Raw genomic sequence first — 16,421 nt, forward strand, 5'->3', positions numbered from 1 at the left:
GCATGCAAAATATTATTAATTCCTGGTTTGTGCAAGGCATGATTAAAGCCACTCACGATATGTGGCTGAAAGGTTGGGATGAACGCAACGGAGGTAACGTCAGCCTGCGTTTATTGGATGATGATGTGGTTTCATATAAAGACGAGTTTTATCAAAATCCCCGTCATGTGGAAATTACCCAAAATATTACCGCACTTGCCAATCAATATTTTATCGTCACGGGGTCGGGAAAATTTTTTCGCAATGTGATTATTGACCCGGCGGATACGCTGGCGGTAATTAAAGTGGACGAACAAGGTAAAGGTTATTACATCATGTGGGGGCTGGTAAACGGCGGCGTACCCACTTCGGAATTACCCGCACACCTGCAATCGCATATTGTGCGAATGAAAGTGAGTGGCGGCAAAGATCGCGTGATTATGCACTGCCATGCCACTAATCTGATTGCCTTAACTTATGTACTTGAGCTTGACCCGAAAGTGATCACCCGCGAGCTATGGGAAATGAGTACCGAATGTCTTGTGGTATTCCCTGACGGTGTAGGGGTATTGCCTTGGATGACGCCGGGAAAAGATGAAATCGGCTATGCCACCGCGCAGGAAATGGCGCAACATCCGCTGGTGTTGTGGGCCTTTCATGGCGTATTCGGTACCGGTCCGACATTGGATGACGCCTTCGGTTTAATCGATACGGCGGAAAAATCCGCTGAGATTTTAGTGAAAGTGCTATCCATGGGGGGTAAACGGCAAACCATTCAAACCGATGAATTCAAATTATTAGCGGAACGTTTCGGCGTTACACCGATGGACGGCGTTTTATAAATAAACGGCTCGGCCGGATGCCGAGCCGCTTTTTAAAGTGCGGTCAAAAATTTAAAAGTTTTTTAAAGAGATTCAAAACAGGAGTCATATTATGGGCGGTTCAATTTTACTGGGCATTTTTTGGCATTTCGTCGGTGCGACTTCGGCGGCTTGTTTCTACGCACCAATGAAAAAGGTGACTAACTGGTCTTGGGAAACCATGTGGGCAATTGCGGGAATTTTCTCCTGGATTTTATTACCATGGGGGATCAGTTATTGGTTATTGCCCGATTTCGGTAGTTATTATTCATTCTTTGGCAGTGATATTTTATTACCGGTTTTCCTTTTCGGCGCAATGTGGGGGATTGGTAATATCGGTTACGGCTTGACTATGCGCTATCTCGGTATGTCAATGGGGATTGGGATTGCCATCGGCATTACATTGATCGTGGGTACCTTAATGACTCCGATTATTCAGGGGCGTTTCGGCGAGTTATTGGCAAGTACAGGCGGACAAATGACCTTAATCGGCGTGGATCCGCTGTATGTCGCCTTGCCTAGCTATGTCGTGATTATGGGTGGCGGCGCTATTATCAATTTAGGTTTTTGTATTATCCGTTTAATCACCCGTCCGGAATTATCCTTCAAAGCGGATATGAGTGTGGTAAAAGGTTTATTAATCAGTAATATTTTGTTCTCCGCACTCGGCGGTATCATGTGGTATTTCCAATTTTTCTTCTATGCCTGGGGCCATGCCAATATTCCGGCAAATTACGGCTTTATGAGCTGGATGTTACACATGAGTTTCTACGTTCTTTGCGGCGGTATTGTGGGTTTACTCCTGCATGAATGGAAGGATACGGGTAAGAAACCGACAAGAGTGTTGTGTATCGGTTGCTTAATTATCGTGTTGGCTGCCAATATTGTCGGTTTAGGTATGGCGAATTAGCGGAACGAATTCAGAAAAAAGGAGTTATTTATGTCAAACAGATTTATTTTAAACGAAACCGCTTATTTCGGCGCCGGGTCAATTCAACATATTGTCACCGAAGTACAAAAACGCGGTTTTACGAAAGGGTTAATTGTTACCGATAAATCATTGATTCAATTTAAAGTGGTGGAAAAAGTGACCGCACTTTTAGAGGGTGCCAATCTGGCTTATGAGATTTTTGACGAAGTATTGCCGAATCCGACCATGAATGTGGTAAAAGCGGGACTTGCTAAATTTAAAGCGAGCGGTGCGGATTATATGATTGCGATCGGCGGAGGTTCGCCGCAGGATACCGCGAAAGCTATCGGCATTATCGTCAATAATCCGGAGTTTGCGGATATTCGCAGTCTGGAAGGGACTGCGCCGACGAAAAAACCGGCGGTACCTACCATTGCGGTGCCGACTACGGCGGGAACGGCCGCGGAAGTTACCATTAATTATGTGATTACCGATGAAGAGAACAAACGTAAATTCGTTTGTGTGGATCCTCATTCCATTCCGGTCGTGGCTGTGATTGACAGCGAGATGATGGCCAGTATGCCGCCGACCTTAAAAGCGGCAACCGGGGTGGATGCACTGACTCACGCTATTGAAGGTTTCATCACCTTGGGCGCCTGGGAACTTTCCGATATGTTCCATCTGAAGGCTATTGAAATTATTGCCCGCGCTTTGCGTTCCTCGGTTAAAGGCGAGCAACAGGGAGTGGAAGATATGGCATTAGGGCAATACGTCGCGGGTATGGGCTTCTCAAATGTGGGCTTAGGATTAGTACATGGTATGGCACATCCGTTAGGCGCGTTTTACGGCACACCGCACGGTGTCGCTAATGCCGTATTGCTGCCTCATATTATGGCGTATAACGCAGATTTCACCGGAGACAAGTTCCGTGCAATTGCTAAAGCCATGGGGGTACGGAATACGGAAAACCTCTCTATTGAACAAGCAAGAGTTGCAGCCGTTGAAGCGGTAAAAACCTTAAATAAAGATGTGGGTATTCCGGCTACATTACGTGAAGTGGGTGTGAAAGAAGAGGATATTCCCGAACTCGCCAAAGCGGCTTTTGCCGATGTTTGTACCGGAGGAAATCCGAGACCAACTTCGGTAAATGAGATTGAACGGTTATATCGGGCTATTTATTAAGGAGAGTACGATGATTCGAAAAGGTTTTGTTATGCAGGTTAATCCCGATTGTCATGCGGAATATAAAAAACGCCACGATGAAATTTTTCCCGAATTAGTGGAAGAACTGAAATCCCATGGCGCTCATCATTATTCTATTTTTCTGGATAAACAACGGAACCTGTTATTCGGGTATGTGGAGATTGAAAACGAGCAACGCTGGAACGATGTGGCAAAAACCGCCGCTTGCCGGAAATGGTGGGCGTTTATGCGGGATGTTATGCCTTCAAATCCTGATAACAGCCCGGTTTCACAGGAATTAGAGCAGGTATTTTATTTGGATTAAAGAAAATGCATTACAAGTAAAATGAGCTGAAATTCAGCTCATTTTTTTATGAAACGGGATCGGTATTCGGTTGGCGTACAGGAAAAAGTTTTGCCAAAAACAGAGGAAAAATAATTACTATCGCTGTAACCGCAGCGTATAGCAATATTGGCGACACTTTCTGATGTATTACGTAAAAGCGTAGCAGCCCGACACAAACGCAGTTTTTGTAAATATTGCGCAATAGTCATGTTGGTTTGTTGTTTGAATATCCGACGAACAGAACTGACTGCCAACTGGTTTTGTCGGCAAAAATCAGCTAAATAAAATTCTTGGCTAATACTTTGATTTAAGGCGGAAAACAGGCTTTCTAATTTGGATATATCGGAATACTCTTTATTTTCCTGCTGCTGAGTTCGACAAATTAAAATAAGGATTTGTAAAAAAATCGCTTCTGATAAGTGCATGGAAGATTTATTGGTTTTTTTGCTTTCAATTTCCAATTGAGAAATTAGGCTTTGTAGCTGCACCAGCGTTTCCTGATTAATACGCAAAGACTTCTTTTCATTATTATGAGGAATATAATCTTTCATTATGGGGAAAAGCGACAGTTTCTCCGGGCGGTACAATATGTTATCAAGTTTAAGCTTATCCACCTCGCCGTACTTGTGTTTATCACCGCTTTCTATATAAAGCACATTTCCGGTGGTAATAGGATGTATTTCATCATTCCAAAAATGAATTCCATTGCCGGCAGAGATAATCACAATTTCATTAAAATCATGTCGATGTAAAGGAAAGGGTGGTTGGTAATGCCTTCTTTCTACGGTAATAGGCGATTCTTCGGAAATAAAATAGCTATGATGAGAAAGTTGCAATATGTCTGTCATGTCAAATTCTTAATTCTCTTGGCGCAATAGAATATTCATTTTTAAAACAAGTTGAAAAGTAACTGCTATCATTAAATCCGCAATCATAAGCGATGTTAATAATATTTTTCTCAGTATATTTTAATTGATAATAAGCCTGTGCCAGTCTTAATTTATGTTACATAATTCTGCGGAGTATGGCCGGTTTGAGATTTAATATAACGATGTAACGTTCTGATTGGTAATGCAAATTTTTCAGCAAGTTCTTCCCAGTCTATTTCTTTCTCAAAATTATTTTCTAACCAACGTATCATTTGCCGCCCCTTTTCTTCCGTGTTTCCATAACCCGAATCATTAAATTGATGAGCCTGGATTGATGATAATACTTGAAAGAATAGGCATTCGTTCTGCAAATTATACGACTCGTCAATAGCATTAATTTTTTCTAATAACGAGTCGATATATTCCGCCGTTTTTTTATTTATTAATTGGTATGAAGAATTTTCCGGTTTTAAACCGTTAAGCAATATATCAATATTATTCAAATACTTAAAGTTATTATTTGATTGGATAAGTATGTTGGTTAAACATAAGTCTTGCAGGTTTTCATAGGAATGGTGATCTTGGGCTTGAATATATAAAACGACACCGGGATAAAGATCGTGCGGATATCCGTTTAAAATATGCCACCCGGATCCATGCTTTACTATAACCAATTCATCAAAATCATGAGTATGCTCCGGGAATATTTCCTGTGGGGCGCGAGGCTCTAAAATTATCGGTTGTTCTTTATTATTAAAGAAATCTCTCGCTAATAATTTTTGAATCATACAGACCCCCTTAGTAGTAAGGGTTCTATTCTATCTGTATCCGTTTTTTATTTTCCTTAAGAAAATGGACCTTAAACTCAGAAATTTGGTCATATTTTCAAGAAATAAGCACTTTTTTTTAAAATTGTGATTAATATCACATAACCTTTATTATAGGGAGAATGCGTTTTTTGGTGAGCTTAAAAACAAAACGCCTTTCTGAAAAGAAAGGCGTTAATTATCAATTTATGGAAACTTCAGATTATAAGTAGCGTTTGCTTACTACTTTTAAGTTGTCGTCTAAAGTATAAACTAAAGGTTGACCGGTAGGGATTTCCAAGTCCATGATGTCCGCATCGGAAATACCTTCAATGTGTTTTGCAAGTGCGCGTAATGAGTTACCGTGTGCCGCAACTAAAACACGTTTGCCCGCTTTAATTGCCGGCGCGATTTGATCTTCCCAGAATGGTAAAACGCGTTCTAAAGTTACTTTTAAGTTTTCACAATCAGGCACAACATCCGCCGGTAAATGTGCGTAACGACGGTCGTTATGTGCGGAGTTAGGGTCTTTCGGATCTAAAACCGGCGGTAACACATCGTATGAACGGCGCCAAATACGAACTTGTTCGTCACCGTGTTCAGCCGCTGCTTCCGCTTTGTTTAAACCTTGTAAACCGCCGTAGTGACGCTCGTTCAAACGCCATGTTTTGATTTGCGGAACCCATAATTGGTTAGATTCTTCTAACACTAAGTTACAGGTTTTGATCGCACGGGTTAATACTGAAGTGAACGCGATATCAAATTCGAAGCCTGCGGCTTTTAATTTACGACCCGCTTCTTTTGCTTCTTCCACGCCTTTTTCACTTAAGTTTACGTCTCTCCAGCCGGTGAAAAGGTTTAATGCATTCCATTCACTTAAACCGTGACGAATAAATACTAATTCCATAAAAATCTCCCAGAGTTAGTGGATTAATAAAATAACTGCGCACTTTATAGCAAAAAATAGGTAGTTTTAAAAGCGTAAAACCAATGTTTTCTGATCTTTCGCAAAAATAATGATATTATTTAACATCCGAATTAAATGTTATAGAAGAGAGTTTTGATCATGTGGTTTTTAGTGAGCAATAAAATTCCCCGAAAACTGACCGCACTTTTTGGTTTGGGGCTGTTTTTTGCGTTTCCACTACAAGCGGCAGATTTATCTAAAATCCAACAACAAATCAAGCAGCAAGAGCAAAAAATTGCCGAGCAAAAACGTACGCAGAATCAATTGCAGTCCACCTTAAAAGCGCAGGAAATAAAAATGAGCGGTATGATTGGCGAGCTTCGCCAAACCGAAACCGATCTCAAAGAAACGCGTAAAATTATTAGCGAAACCAATAAGCAAATCAGAACATTAGAGCAGCAGGAAAGAGCGCAAAAAGAGAAACTTGCGAAGCAATTGGATGCGGTTTATCGTTCCGGTAATCCTTCTTCGGTGGTGGAACATTTATTATCCGATGATGCGAAAAAAGCGGATCGTATGAAAGTATATTACGAGCATATGAACCAGGCACGTATGGATGCTATTGCGGAAATTCGTAATACCCGGGCGCAATTGGATGAACAGAAGAATGTGTTGAACACTCAATTGCAGGAACAGCAAACCCAGCTTTCGACGCAAAAGAAACAGCAGCAAGAACTGCAAAAAATGAAAAACGAGCGTCAATCTACCTTAAATAAACTAAGTAAATCCTTAAAACAGGATCAAAATAGATTACAGACCTTAAAAGAAAATGAAATTGCCTTGCGCAATGAAATTCAACGCGCCGCACAGGCTGCACAACAACAGGAAAAGCGTGAGCGCGAAGCTTATACGGCAAAAAAAGAAAGCGAAGAAAAACGCAGTAATAAACCTTATCAGCCGACTTCACAGGAACAGCAGCTTATCAGAAGTAATTCGGGTTTATCGGGACGTTACGCTTACCCGGTCGTCGGCAGAATTTTACATGCTTTCGGTTCTCAACAGGCGGGCGAAGTAAAATGGAAAGGTATCGTGATTAGCGCGAGAGCCGGAACCGCAGTGAAATCCATTGCCAACGGGCGGGTGATTCTTGCCAACTGGTTGCAAGGTTACGGATTAGTTGTTGTGGTCGATCATGGCAAAGGCGATATGTCTTTGTACGGTTATAACCAGTCGGTGTCGGTGAAAGTCGGTTCGTTGGTTCGTGCCGGTCAGCAAATTGCTGAGGTCGGTAATTCCGGCGGTCAAGGGTCGTCCGGATTGTATTTTGAAATTCGTCGCCAAGGCAATGCGGTGAATCCGATGGGCTGGTTAAGATGATTCGGCATCAATTAAAAAGTGCGGTAAAAAATACCGCACTTTTATGTTTGTTATTCCTGATCTCGCTACCGGCATTTTCGGCGAAATTAGCCATTGTGATTGATGATTTAGGTTATCATCCGAGGGAAGATGCGGCAATTTTGGCGATGCCTAAAGAAATCAGTGTAGCGATTATTCCTTCCGCGCCTTATGCCCGTCAGCGTAATCAGCTGGCTTATGAACAAGGACGGGATATTCTTATTCACATGCCGATGCAACCTATCAGCCAAATGAACATTGAGGCCGGCGGTTTATCGATCGGTATGGATGCGCAACAAGTGGCGCATAACGTGCAACAGGCGAAAAATATCGTTTCTCATGCAATCGGTATGAATAACCATATGGGCAGCGCTGCAACGGCGGATAGGCCGTTGATGACCGAATTAATGGCGGAATTGCGCAAACAGCATTTGTTCTTTTTGGACAGTCGTACTATCGGGCGTTCGGTGGCGGAAAAAATTGCCAAAGAAAGCGGTGTTCGCGCCTTGCAACGGCATATTTTTCTGGATGACAGCGATGTCTATGGGGACGTACAACGGCAGTTTCAGCAGGCAATTCATTATGCCCGCAAGCATGGCACGGCGATTGTTATCGGGCATCCGCGAAAAAATACGGTCGCCGTGTTGCGGCAAGGTCTTGCTAATTTACCGCCGGATATTCAATTGGTGAGCATGGGCAGCTTATGGCGTGACGAAAAAGTCGTGCCGCCGGCGCCGTTTATTTTAATTTTCAGTGATAAGCCCGCCCCGACATCCGTCGCACCTTTTGAGCCGATTCCTTTGTTGCGCGGTGTGCCGAGATAGGTTTAAACTAAAGATCTCGTTGTTTTGCAAAGAGGTCTTTTTTGTTTTGTAAGGAAATATCAGAGTTTAAAAAGACTTTGATTATAAGGAGAATATTATGTCAGAAGTATTTCATCTAGGCTTGACCAAAGCCATGCTAAAAGGCGCTAAGGTCGCTATTGTTCCGGGCGATCCGGCTCGTAGCGAACGTATCGCTAAAGAAATGGAAAATGCCGAATATCTGAATTCAACCCGCGAATTTACCTCATGGCTTGGCTATATGGACGGCGAGCCTATTGTGGTTTGTTCGACCGGTATTGGCGGACCGTCAGTTTCAATCTGTGTGGAAGAGTTAGCGCAATTGGGCGTGAGAACTTTCCTACGCATTGGCACGACGGGCGCAATTCAGCCGCATATTAATGTGGGCGATATTTTAATTACAACCGGCGCCGTGCGCTTGGACGGGGCCAGCCAGCATTTTGCGCCGTTAGAATATCCCGCAGTGGCTGATTTTGCCTGCACTAACGCATTATATAACGCCGCCCTTTCGCAAGGCATTCGGCCTTATGTGGGTATTACCGCTTCTTCCGATACGTTTTATCCCGGTCAGGAACGTTACGATACTTTCAGTGGCAAAATTTATCCGAAATTCCAGGGTACATTAAAACAATGGCAGGATTTGAACGTGATGAATTATGAAATGGAATCCGCCACCTTGTTTACCATGTGTGCGGCATTGGGATTAAAAGCGGGTATGGTTGCCGGCGTGATTGTGAATCGTACCCAACAGGAAATTCCAAATGAAGCGACCATAAAAAGCACCGAGCAAAAAGCGGTTGCGGTGGTGGTGGAAGCCGCAGGAAAAATGGCGAAAGCCTAGTTCGGCTAAATTCAGAAAGTACGTCTATTTTGCGGCGTACTTTTATTTTATCCGCTGTAAAGTGCGGTCAATTTTTTTGATTTTTTTGAGAGGAACATAGTGGCAGATCCGCATATTCGCTCCCCAATGGACGCTTGGGATTATCTCACGGTTTGTATTTACCGTTCGGGATTTGTGTTAGCCGCAATTTTTACCGCACTTTTGCCTTATTATCCCGATATCGCACAAACGGGCTTATTAGTTGCCGCGGTTTTTTGCGCCTCAAGTTTGCATTTATACTTGAAAAACTTTCGTTTAATCTTGCAGTTTGCAACCTGGATTGCTTTATTATGCCGGCTTTTTTCTCAATCCGAACTGGCGTTTGGCGGCGCATTACTGACGTTAGGCGGGCTATGTTTTAAAGAATATTTTTGCTTCCGCATTTTGGGGTTAAATCTGCAACCGGTTTTTGTCGCTTTGTTATGGGGCTCGGTAGTTTTCGAATTTTCTTTAGCAATCAATATATTATCAGCTATAAGTGCGGTGCTCTTTTTATTACTTTCGATTCAAAAATGGCGCATGCCGTTGCATTTCGATATCGGCGATAAGACAAAATATCAGGTTTAATTTGTGAATTAAAAGTCATTAGGGGCTATTTATCTTTTATAATGAAAGGCAATATTTTTTTTGTGAAAGGATTCACGGTTTTGTGAATTGCGATCCGGTTAAAATAATAAAACGAAATATGGTTTGTCATGCGGGAGAAAAAAGTGAAACCAAGAGAAAGACAATCGGCAATCGTCGAATTTTTACAAATAAATGGTAAAACCGCAGTAGAACAGCTGGCACAAATTTTTAAAACCACCGGTACCACAATTCGTAAAGATTTAACCGCACTTGAAGCGGAAAAAAAAGTGTTGCGGGCTTATGGCAGTGTGGTATTGGTTAACAAAGATGAAATTGATTTGCCGGAAGCCAATAAAACCAACACTAATTTAGAAGTGAAGCGCCGCATCGGGCAAAAGGCGACGGAATTTATTGGTGACGGCGATTCGTTACTTATGGATTCCGGTACGACGGTGTTGCAAATGGTGCCTTATTTGGCTAAATATCGTGATCTTACCATTATGACAAACAGCCTGCATATTATGAATGCGCTAACCGGCTTGGAACGGGATTACGAATTATTGATAACCGGCGGCACTTATCGACAAAAATCCGCTTCTTTCCACGGTATTTTAGCGGAATCTACGGTGGAAAAATTTACCTTTGATAAGCTTTTTATCGGAACCAACAGTTTTGATTTGGATTACGGACTGACAACTTTTAACGAAGTGCACGGGGTGAGCAAATCCATGTGTAAGGCGGCTCGGGAAATAATTGTGCTGGCGGACTCATCAAAATTCCAGCGCCGCAGCCCGAATGTGGTTTGCCCGCTGGAAAAAATTAACACCATTGTGACGGATAAAAAACTTGATCCCGCTATCCACCAGGCGTTAATCGAGAAAAATATTAATGTGATTTTAGTGTAGAAATAAAAAGGTAATAACGGGCTTTTTACTTCAAGGAAATCAACTGTTCGCGCGGGCGAATGACGCGGCTTCAGCGATTAATTCATCGCTCGGACGTTGTCCGGTATAAAGTTCAAACTGCTCCACCGCTTGCAATACCGCCACCTCCGCACCGGAAATAACCGTTTTACCCTGTTGTCGGGCATATTTGATTAACGGCGTTTCCGCCGGCATTGCAACTACGTCAAAAGCAACCGAGGCTTGGTCAATCATCGCTTCGGGGAAAGAAAGAATATACTCTTCTTTACCGCCGCCTTTCATCCCGATCGGCGTCGCATTCACCAAAATATCCGCATTTTGTCCATAAAGAGAGTCGATATATTGATAGCCGTAGAGTTTTGCCAAATAGCCGCCGGTAACCGCATTGCGCGCATAGATTTTAAGATTGTCGAAGCCGGCATTTTTAAACGCCGCCGCCACCGCTTTCGCCATTCCGCCGCTACCCTGTATGATCACACAAGCGGTCGGTTTGAGCTGGTATTTCGCAATTAATTTGGAGATTGCAATATAGTCGGTGTTATAGGCTTTTAGATAACCGTCGGTATTTACAATGGTATTCACCGATTCGATTGCTTTGGCGGATGGCGATATTTCATCTAAAAACGGCATACAGCTCTCTTTAAACGGCATCGATACGGCACAACCGCGAATTCCTAAAGCCCGTACGCCTTTTACTGCATGTTCAATATCGTTGGTGGTGAACGCCTTATATACGAAGTTTAAGCCGAGTTTTTCATACATATAGTTATGAAAACGGGTGCCGAAATTACTCGGTCTGCCCGAAAGCGATATACAAAGTTGTGTGTCTTTATTAATCATACCCTACGCCTCTCGTTAGATTACCTTATTTTTAATGATCGTTTTTTCATTACCGTAAAAATCAGCCCGTGAATCGTTAAACTGATAAAAAAGCTGTTGATAATACGTAACACTATACTGGCAATTTCATTCCAAACCAAGGGATATAGAGGATTGCTCAGATAAAAGATGATCACAGTCAAACTCACTACGCTTAACCAGAAAAACCATTTTTGCTTTGCGCTACGGGAAGAACGGTAAGGGTATTTGCCAGCCATACGACGTTGATAAAGTATTATACTAATCAAGCCTACGGCACCGATGCCGTATTGCAGCCAGTCATAAATATGAAAAATAATTTTGGTCTGTAGTATCGGGAAAAGTTGTACGAAATAGCCGCCGTCGTGAGTTAGCTCGTCAAGGGCGATATGAGTCGCCATGCCTATCCAAGCGGAATATAAAAAAACAATTAACCACGCCAGCGGGTTTTTAAACGTTGCTTGTGGCACATTCGAACCGCAAAAAGCGGGTAAATGCTGCTTAATCGGCGTTGCTAAGATCAGTCGATACACCGCATAAAACAGTAAACAAAGCGGTAAATTAACCCATTCGCTGCCAAACAACGTGTGCCCGCCGACATCCGTTTTCCAATGCAGCATATACATAAAGTCGGGCGACATCGTCCCCAATACCAGTGCGGGAAAATGAAAATAGCGGCTATTACGGGGAAAGTACAATACGGTAACCGGATGTGCAAAGGTAAACGGCATTAATACTCCTTATACAAAACAAGCGATAAGATAGTAGCGGCAAGATAAACAGTTCCTAATAAAAAATCTGCAAAAAAATATAGACAACAGTTTTTGTAAATTTATCGCTAAATCCGATTGATTGTGAAATATTGCGTTTATTTTTGTTCAAATATATGGTTATCGGATAAACATATCAAAAAAATATATTTAAAATTTCAATGATTTTAAATATATAGATATAATATTTACTGGAAAAACAAAAATCCGAAAATTTTTACCGCACTTTTAATCTAATAATCTATTGCCCTACAAAGCGAGGCAGAATTTCAGCTTTTTTAGTTTTAACCGCTATTGTTCGTCGCCGGGTGAGTTCATCTCTAATACCTTGTTTTTCAAAGCCGTCTTCAATTACTTGTTGAACATTGACCTGTAACGCGGTTTGGTAAAGCTGCCGAAGGTAGTCTTTTTGCGGATAAGCGGTTTGTTCGAATCCTGTTCTTCCTCTGGTATCCGCTACACAAACCAACATCAGTTCTTCAAATCTTTGCGGTTTTCGCCATACATCTAATTTATTGAATAGTTTTATGACAGTTTCGGGTTTTAGTTCAAAGGCTTTATGAATGTACGAATGATATTCGCAGGTAAATTCGGCTAATTCTTTATAATATGTCGGCACTTTCAAGCGGTTGGATAATGTGCGTATAGGCTGAATTCCGGCTTTTTCATGCCCGTAATGATGGGGCAGAATATCTTTAGGTGTAAGCGCTTTGCCGAGATCATGACAAATTGCTGAAAAACGTACCGCACTTTTATTAAACTCAGTGTTTTCCGTAAGCCGAACGGCTTGTTGTAAGACCAGCATTGTATGTAAAAAGGAATCGATTTCGGGATGATATTGCGCTGGATTCGGCACACCATACAGGGCATAGAGTTCGGGGAACAATATTTTTAATGCGCCGACTTGCAATAATACCTGAAAATAGATTTCAGGATTTTTTTCCTTTAATGCTTTTTCCGTTTCCTGCCAAACACGCTCTATCGTCAGCTGTTGAAGTTCCCCTTTTTCGGTAATTTCAGCCATCAGTGCGATTGTTTCGGGTGCAATGCTAAAATCTAACTGATGGTAACGAGCTGCGAAACGGGCTACTCGTAAAACCCGTAACGGATCTTCTGCGAAAGCGGGAGAAATATGGCGTAGAGTACGATTTTTTAAGTCGGAAATTCCTTCGTAAGGATCGATAAACTTGCCTTGATTATCCTGCGCGATAGCATTGATGGTAAGATCCCGGCGAATTAAATCTTGCTCTAAGCTGATATGGGGCGAAAAATCACAGATAAACCCAGTATAACCGGCGCCGGATTTTCGTTCTGTCCGCGCCAGCGCATATTCTTCTTTTGTTTTGGGATGAAGAAAAACGGGAAAGTCTCTACCTACTTGTTGATAACCCAGAGAGAGTAATTGTTCCGGAGTAGCGCCCACAACCACCCAATCCCGATCTTTTACCGGCAAATTTAATAGCTGATCACGGACGGCTCCGCCCACAAGATAAGTTTGCATTGTTTATCGAATAGCAATTGAATATTTCTTCAGGAATCAATGATCCGCTCGATTAAGCCCAACCGTCACGACGGCGACGTTTTGGTAAGATTAATGGAATAATCAATCCGATGAGTAAACCGACGCCTAATACGGAACCTCCATAAATAAACCATTGGATTGCAATTTCACGTTTTCCCGCATCAAGCATGGCTTCCAGATCACGATTTTTATTTTTAGTGATTTCTAATTCTCGCTTAAGTTGTGAATTTTCTTCTAATAATTGACTGCTTTTTTGATCTGCATCTTTGGTGCGACGTTGCATTTCTGTAGTACGTTGCTGCCAATCGGCGTCCAGACGATTTAATTTTGAGGTGAGTTCCTGAACTTGCGCTTTTAAGCGCGGATTTTCTTCTTTACTGCTTGGCGTATCGGTTAATTCGGCGGTTAAAATCCAGGCTTCCCGATTTTTGCTATCTCGAATTAAACTGTATTTTTCTTTACGATCTAAAACAGAAACCGCTTCACCCGCTTGAATTGCGCCTGCAATTTTAAAATTATCGCCGGCACCTTTGCGTAAATAGGTGTTGAGATTTTCAGTGACATATTGTGTTTCAGCCTGAGCGGCTTGAACGGATAAAGTTAATAGAATGCCGGAAAAAAATAATTTGATCAATTTTTGCATAATAATGCCTTGTTAATACTAAAGTTAAATATGTGAATTTGATAGTAATTTTAAGCCTAACTTCTCAATGAAAAACTATGCTTAAAATCACAGGTTTGGAACAACATAAGTGCGGTAAATCTTTGGCAAAATTTACCGCACTTTTTGGGGTTACTTTATATCAGACAAGCAAATTATCTAAAAATTGCATCTAAGATGTAATAAATGATAATAGCAAAAAATGCACCAGCCGGTAAGGTAACGATCCAGGAGGCTATAATATTACGGATTACGGTTAAGTTTAATGCGGCGATACCTCGCGCAAAACCGATACCTAATACTGCTCCCACTAGCGTTTGTGTAGTTGAAATAGGCAAGCCCGTTCCCGATGCTACAACTACCGTTGCGGCGGTAGCAAATTGGGCGGAAAATCCTCGGCTTGGTGTGAGATCTGTGATACCTGTGCCGATAGTTGCCATCACTTTGTAACCCATAACGATTAAACCCACGGCAATACCTGCGGCTCCTAGCGGTAAAACCCACCAGGCAATAGGTGCATTGGCTGCGATGTCGCCGCCGCTTTCTACGATAGTGACGACAGAAGCCAGTGGTCCGATAGCATTTGCCACATCGTTTGAACCGTGAGCGAATGCCATTGCACAAGCTGTCATTAACATTAAAATGCTAAAGACGTGTTCTACGCCGCCAAAAACGCCTTTATGCACCTTTTTGATGAATTTTTTGCTACGAAAATAAAAGTAGCTGATGACAACAGAGACTAAACTTAGGGCAATAGAAATTAATAAGGTTTCTAATCCGGTTAAATTTAATCCTACATGTTTTAAACCTTTGGCAACGGTTACGATGCAAATAATAAATACTGTCGCACCCATTAAGTGCGGCCCGTATTTTTGTGCGTTTCGCAGCGGATGTTCGGTATCAAAAATTAATTTTTGAATACAGAAGAAAATACCGTACGCTAACACACCGGCGATAAAGGGCGTAATGAACCAGCTGCCGACGATACCTGTGAGCGCACTCCATTTTACTGCGCCAGCACCGGCGGTAATACAACCGAAACCGACAATTGCGCCGACAATCGAATGTGTGGTGGAAACCGGCCATCCCCAACGGGAGGCGATTAATAACCAAGAACCGGAAGCGAATAAAGCCGACATCATACCCAACACCAAGGTATCCGGATGGGTGACAAAGTCCATAGGATCAATAATGCCGCTTTTTATTGTTTCCGTTACTTCACCGCCGGCTAAGTAAGCCCCGGCGGCTTCAAAGATGAGTGCGATATAAATGGCTTGTCTGGCGGTAATTGTGCCGGAACCTACCGATGTTCCCATGGCATTTGATACATCGTTAGCACCGACACCAAATGCCATAAAAAATGCAAAGGCCGCAGTGATAAAGATAATAACTGTGCCATAATTATGCAGTAATTCCATAGTTAATTCCCTATGTTGTGTTCATTCGTTATGAGCGAGCCAGCATTAGTTCAATTCGGGAACCAACACGTTGCGCCTGATCGGCAAGCACACCAATCCACTCAAAGGTTTTATATAAAGACATCACATCAATCGGATTAAAACGATCTTCGATTTGACGCAGCATGAGACGCAATTTAATTTGCATTTGATCCGTATCGTCTTCAATTTTATCTAATTCGGTAATCATTGTATTCACAAGATTTAATTCGCGTCCTTTGAATCCGGTTTCCAATAATTCATCCATTTCTTCAATTACGCGATGGGCTTGAACGGTGGCATCCAGGCTACGGCAAACAAACGCCATAAAATCCGCTTGTATTTCGGTTGGGATTTTAAATTGACGACCGATCATACGACCTGCAATATCTTTTGCATAATTGGCTAATTTATCTTGCTGAGTAACCAGTTCTAATAAATCCGTTCTATCGATAGGCAAAAATAACCCGCGAGGTAACTTTAAACGAATCTCGCGTTTTAAGGTATCCGCTTCTCGTTCTGTTTCTGAAATTTGAGCTTGGATACTTTCCGCTTTAACCCAATCGTCTTGGAAAACCGCTTCGACGAAAGGAACGAGTAAACTACAGGCTTCCGTGACTTTGTCTGAATGTCGTTGTAGTGGTTTTAAAGGCGAATGTGCAAATAATCCTAAGATATTGTTTATTGCCATAAATTAACTCCGAAAAA

General features: G+C 42.2%; 19 protein-coding genes. 9 read left to right on the forward strand and 10 right to left on the reverse strand.

Features of this window, described 5'->3' with window-relative positions:
• Positions 1–2: 2 nt before the first annotated feature.
• The 4 genes from rhaD to rhaM all read left to right on the forward strand — a co-directional run bounded on the left by rhaD (position 3) and on the right by rhaM (position 3,256).
• Positions 3–821 carry a rhamnulose-1-phosphate aldolase gene (gene rhaD / locus A4G13_RS08780; RefSeq protein WP_090656035.1) on the forward strand — a complete coding sequence of 273 codons (819 nt, stop codon included), beginning with the start codon at positions 3–5 and terminating at the stop codon, positions 819–821.
• A gap of 91 nt (positions 822–912) precedes the next feature.
• Positions 913–1,749: an L-rhamnose/proton symporter RhaT gene (locus A4G13_RS08785; protein ID WP_090656033.1), complete on the forward strand. Its 837-nt coding sequence runs from the start codon at positions 913–915 to the stop codon at positions 1,747–1,749.
• A gap of 30 nt (positions 1,750–1,779) precedes the next feature.
• Entirely contained in the window at positions 1,780–2,931 is a 1,152-nt protein-coding gene (gene fucO / locus A4G13_RS08790; RefSeq protein ID WP_090656032.1) for a lactaldehyde reductase, read from the forward strand.
• A 10-nt stretch (positions 2,932–2,941) separates the two neighbouring features.
• Positions 2,942–3,256, forward strand: a complete 315-nt coding sequence (rhaM, locus tag A4G13_RS08795; RefSeq protein WP_041640105.1) for an L-rhamnose mutarotase — start codon at positions 2,942–2,944, stop codon at positions 3,254–3,256.
• Positions 3,257–3,294: 38 nt separating this feature from the next.
• On the opposite strand, the gene A4G13_RS08800 is transcribed toward rhaM, so the two are convergent.
• The 4 genes from A4G13_RS08800 to A4G13_RS08815 form a co-directional block, all read right to left on the reverse strand.
• Entirely contained in the window at positions 3,295–4,125 is an 831-nt protein-coding gene (locus A4G13_RS08800; protein WP_090656029.1) for a helix-turn-helix domain-containing protein, read from the reverse strand.
• A gap of 1 nt (position 4,126) precedes the next feature.
• Positions 4,127–4,270, reverse strand: coding sequence for an AraC family transcriptional regulator (locus A4G13_RS10600; protein ID WP_090656138.1), 144 nt, complete (start codon positions 4,268–4,270; stop codon positions 4,127–4,129).
• Between the two features lie 7 nt (positions 4,271–4,277).
• Positions 4,278–4,934 carry an AraC family ligand binding domain-containing protein gene (locus A4G13_RS08810; protein ID WP_090656026.1) on the reverse strand — a complete coding sequence of 219 codons (657 nt, stop codon included), beginning with the start codon at positions 4,932–4,934 and terminating at the stop codon, positions 4,278–4,280.
• A gap of 241 nt (positions 4,935–5,175) precedes the next feature.
• Positions 5,176–5,859 (reverse strand): 2,3-diphosphoglycerate-dependent phosphoglycerate mutase, encoded by a 684-nt coding sequence (locus A4G13_RS08815; protein WP_011201466.1) that lies wholly within the window; start codon positions 5,857–5,859, stop codon positions 5,176–5,178.
• Positions 5,860–6,018: 159 nt separating this feature from the next.
• Here A4G13_RS08815 and envC point away from each other — a divergent pair, with 159 nt between their 5' ends.
• The 5 genes from envC (at position 6,019) to srlR (ending at position 10,448) form a co-directional block, all read left to right on the forward strand.
• Positions 6,019–7,236, forward strand: a complete 1,218-nt coding sequence (envC, locus tag A4G13_RS08820) for a murein hydrolase activator EnvC (RefSeq protein WP_090656023.1) — start codon at positions 6,019–6,021, stop codon at positions 7,234–7,236.
• Complete coding sequence (locus tag A4G13_RS08825; protein ID WP_090656020.1) at positions 7,233–8,078, forward strand: divergent polysaccharide deacetylase family protein; 846 nt, start codon at positions 7,233–7,235, stop codon at positions 8,076–8,078. Before envC ends, A4G13_RS08825 begins: the two co-directional genes overlap by 4 nt.
• A 97-nt stretch (positions 8,079–8,175) precedes the next feature.
• Positions 8,176–8,937, forward strand: a complete 762-nt coding sequence (gene udp / locus A4G13_RS08830; protein WP_090656017.1) for a uridine phosphorylase — start codon at positions 8,176–8,178, stop codon at positions 8,935–8,937.
• A gap of 99 nt (positions 8,938–9,036) precedes the next feature.
• The gene (locus A4G13_RS08835; protein WP_090656014.1) at positions 9,037–9,543 is read left to right on the forward strand and encodes a DUF2301 domain-containing membrane protein; all 507 of its coding nucleotides are present in this window, start codon (positions 9,037–9,039) and stop codon (positions 9,541–9,543) included.
• Between the two features lie 143 nt (positions 9,544–9,686).
• Positions 9,687–10,448: a glucitol operon DNA-binding transcriptional repressor SrlR gene (gene srlR / locus A4G13_RS08840; protein ID WP_142999801.1), complete on the forward strand. Its 762-nt coding sequence runs from the start codon at positions 9,687–9,689 to the stop codon at positions 10,446–10,448.
• 39 nt (positions 10,449–10,487) lie between these two features.
• Here srlR and A4G13_RS08845 read toward each other — a convergent pair whose 3' ends face one another.
• The 6 genes from A4G13_RS08845 to A4G13_RS08870 all read right to left on the reverse strand — a co-directional run bounded on the left by A4G13_RS08845 (position 10,488) and on the right by A4G13_RS08870 (position 16,404).
• Complete coding sequence (locus A4G13_RS08845; protein ID WP_090656008.1) at positions 10,488–11,306, reverse strand: shikimate 5-dehydrogenase; 819 nt, start codon at positions 11,304–11,306, stop codon at positions 10,488–10,490.
• A 20-nt stretch (positions 11,307–11,326) separates the two neighbouring features.
• A complete protein-coding gene (locus A4G13_RS08850; protein ID WP_090656006.1) occupies positions 11,327–12,055 on the reverse strand; it encodes a DUF4184 family protein in 729 nt (242 codons plus the stop codon).
• 280 nt (positions 12,056–12,335) lie between these two features.
• The gene (locus A4G13_RS08855) at positions 12,336–13,595 is read right to left on the reverse strand and encodes a multifunctional CCA addition/repair protein (protein ID WP_090656003.1); all 1,260 of its coding nucleotides are present in this window, start codon (positions 13,593–13,595) and stop codon (positions 12,336–12,338) included.
• 52 nt (positions 13,596–13,647) lie between these two features.
• Entirely contained in the window at positions 13,648–14,259 is a 612-nt protein-coding gene (locus tag A4G13_RS08860) for a TIGR04211 family SH3 domain-containing protein (RefSeq protein WP_090656001.1), read from the reverse strand.
• 173 nt (positions 14,260–14,432) lie between these two features.
• On the reverse strand, positions 14,433–15,695 hold the full coding sequence (locus A4G13_RS08865; RefSeq protein ID WP_090655998.1) for an inorganic phosphate transporter: 1,263 nt from the start codon (positions 15,693–15,695) through the stop codon (positions 14,433–14,435).
• A gap of 28 nt (positions 15,696–15,723) precedes the next feature.
• The gene (locus A4G13_RS08870; protein ID WP_090655995.1) at positions 15,724–16,404 is read right to left on the reverse strand and encodes a TIGR00153 family protein; all 681 of its coding nucleotides are present in this window, start codon (positions 16,402–16,404) and stop codon (positions 15,724–15,726) included.
• Positions 16,405–16,421: the final 17 nt, after the last annotated feature.

It is taken from the genome of Basfia succiniciproducens, from assembly GCF_011455875.1.
Lineage (GTDB): Bacteria > Pseudomonadota > Gammaproteobacteria > Enterobacterales > Pasteurellaceae > Basfia > Basfia succiniciproducens.

Coding starts and splice junctions, on each gene's coding strand:
- udp (WP_090656017.1), top strand. CDS start 8,176: ATGTCAGAAGTATTTCATCTAGGCTTGACCAAAGCCATGCTAAAAGGC.
- A4G13_RS08850 (WP_090656006.1), bottom strand. CDS start 12,055: ATGCCGTTTACCTTTGCACATCCGGTTACCGTATTGTACTTTCCCCGT.
- A4G13_RS08865 (WP_090655998.1), bottom strand. CDS start 15,695: ATGGAATTACTGCATAATTATGGCACAGTTATTATCTTTATCACTGCG.
- fucO (WP_090656032.1), top strand. CDS start 1,780: ATGTCAAACAGATTTATTTTAAACGAAACCGCTTATTTCGGCGCCGGG.
- A4G13_RS08855 (WP_090656003.1), bottom strand. CDS start 13,595: ATGCAAACTTATCTTGTGGGCGGAGCCGTCCGTGATCAGCTATTAAAT.
- A4G13_RS08810 (WP_090656026.1), bottom strand. CDS start 4,934: ATGATTCAAAAATTATTAGCGAGAGATTTCTTTAATAATAAAGAACAA.
- rhaD (WP_090656035.1), top strand. CDS start 3: ATGCAAAATATTATTAATTCCTGGTTTGTGCAAGGCATGATTAAAGCC.
- A4G13_RS08800 (WP_090656029.1), bottom strand. CDS start 4,125: ATGACAGACATATTGCAACTTTCTCATCATAGCTATTTTATTTCCGAA.
- A4G13_RS08870 (WP_090655995.1), bottom strand. CDS start 16,404: ATGGCAATAAACAATATCTTAGGATTATTTGCACATTCGCCTTTAAAA.
- A4G13_RS08785 (WP_090656033.1), top strand. CDS start 913: ATGGGCGGTTCAATTTTACTGGGCATTTTTTGGCATTTCGTCGGTGCG.
- A4G13_RS08845 (WP_090656008.1), bottom strand. CDS start 11,306: ATGATTAATAAAGACACACAACTTTGTATATCGCTTTCGGGCAGACCG.
- A4G13_RS08825 (WP_090656020.1), top strand. CDS start 7,233: ATGATTCGGCATCAATTAAAAAGTGCGGTAAAAAATACCGCACTTTTA.
- envC (WP_090656023.1), top strand. CDS start 6,019: ATGTGGTTTTTAGTGAGCAATAAAATTCCCCGAAAACTGACCGCACTT.
- rhaM (WP_041640105.1), top strand. CDS start 2,942: ATGATTCGAAAAGGTTTTGTTATGCAGGTTAATCCCGATTGTCATGCG.
- A4G13_RS08815 (WP_011201466.1), bottom strand. CDS start 5,859: ATGGAATTAGTATTTATTCGTCACGGTTTAAGTGAATGGAATGCATTA.
- A4G13_RS08860 (WP_090656001.1), bottom strand. CDS start 14,259: ATGCAAAAATTGATCAAATTATTTTTTTCCGGCATTCTATTAACTTTA.